1 protein-coding gene is annotated in these 1,571 nt (G+C 64.2%); it reads right to left on the bottom strand.

Going from position 1 to position 1,571, the window contains the following annotated elements; all coding sequences use genetic code 11:
- Positions 1 to 64: 64 nt before the first annotated feature.
- On the bottom strand, positions 65 to 1,504 hold the full coding sequence (locus D3273_RS27690; RefSeq protein WP_129230259.1) for an IS1182 family transposase: 1,440 nt from the start codon (positions 1,502 to 1,504) through the stop codon (positions 65 to 67).
- Positions 1,505 to 1,571: the final 67 nt, after the last annotated feature.

Here is a 1,571-nt window from a genome sequence, read left to right as displayed (position 1 = left end):
CCTGAGAGGCTTTACGAGGCTCTTGGACGCTTGAAATCGGCCTGCAAGGGCCGACGGCCTCCTCTCACGCCTTGGCCGCCGCGATCAGGCCCTGCACGCCGACGAGGGTTATGGCGCGCCTCACGTTGTAGGCGAGCGCGGTCAGGCTGAACTCGCCCCGCACGTTCTCCAGCCGTCGCATCAGGAAGGCGCCCTGACCCATCCATTGCTTGATGGAGCCGAAAGGGTGCTCGACGCTCTCGCGCCGCTGGTCGAGCACCTCAGGCCGGGCAGCAAGGCGAGCCGCGACGCGGTCGAGGACGGCCTCGTTCTCCAACCGTGAGACCCGCCTGAAGCTCTTGGTACAGCGAGGCTTCAGCGCGCAGGCCTTGCAGGCGTTTCGGTTCGCGTAGTCGATCTTCACGTTGTCGCGCGACTTTCCAAAGTACTTCGGCGACAGCACTGCCCCGGACGGGCAATCGTAGACGTCCCGCTCAACATCATAGCGAAACTCCTCCTTGCTGAAAAAGCCTTCGCGCACCGCGGGTCCGCGGATTGGCTTGGGCACGTAGGCGGTGATGCCGGCTCCCTCGCACGCCTCGATGTCCTCGATCTTGAAATATCCCCGGTCGGCGACGGCATCGATCACCTCGACGTCGAGCACCTCCATCGCGGCCTTCACCGTCGGAGCCAGCAGGCCCAGGTCGAGAACCTGATTGCTCACCTCCTGCTCGGCGATCAGCTTGTGCTTCACGTCGACGGCGATCTGGATATTGTAGCCGACGCCGACTTTGGTCATGGCCGCCATGGCCCGGGCATCAGGATCGGTGAGCGAGATCTGGTCCGCCCCAGTGCGCTCCAACTCGGCGAGCATCTCCTTGTGGCGGTCTCGCTTACCCCGGATCGCTGCGATCTTCTCGGCGAGCTTGGGGTCGCCCCGGCCAGGGTGGCCGCCAGCGGGGCGCTCCTCACCGGCATCACCTTCATCAAGCCGAGCCATGTAGGCCGACAGCTTCGCATCGGCTTCCTGAACGAACGTGGCCAGCGATGATCGCGTAAAGTTGCGGTTCTTGTTGTTGACCGCCTTGATGCGCGTGCCATCGACCGCCAGCATTTCGCGGCCGAACAGGTCGAGTTGGCGGCACAGCACCACGAACTCGCGGAAGACCTGCCGGAATGCCGTCCGGTTGTCGCGGCGAAAATCGGCGATCGTCTTGAAGTCTGGTTTGAGGTGCCGCAGCAGCCAGATCACCTCGATGTTCCGATGGGTCTCGGCTTCAAGGCGTCGGCTGGACCGGACTCGGTTGAGGTAGCCGTAGATGTAGAGCTTGAGCAGATCGGCCGGATCGTAGCCCGGGCGGCCCGTCGCCTTCGCGCCCACGCGGGCGAACCCGGCGATCTTGAGATCGAGCTGATCGACGAAGGCTTCGATGAAGCGGACGGCATTGTCCGGACCGACGTAGTCGTCGACCACCTCGGGCAACAGCAGCAGCTGGGAGCGATCCGTGCCAGGAATGTGCGCCATGGCGGATCCTACCATGAGGCTGGGGGACGGGGAGCACGACCCTCCCCTTTCCACACAGTCTGTAGGA

This window comes from Lichenibacterium minor (assembly GCF_004137685.1).
In the GTDB taxonomy this organism is placed as follows: Bacteria; Pseudomonadota; Alphaproteobacteria; order Rhizobiales; family Beijerinckiaceae; genus Lichenihabitans; species Lichenihabitans minor.
The sequence above is the reverse complement of the archived record's forward strand: the minus strand, read 5'-3'. Positions and strand labels throughout refer to the sequence as shown.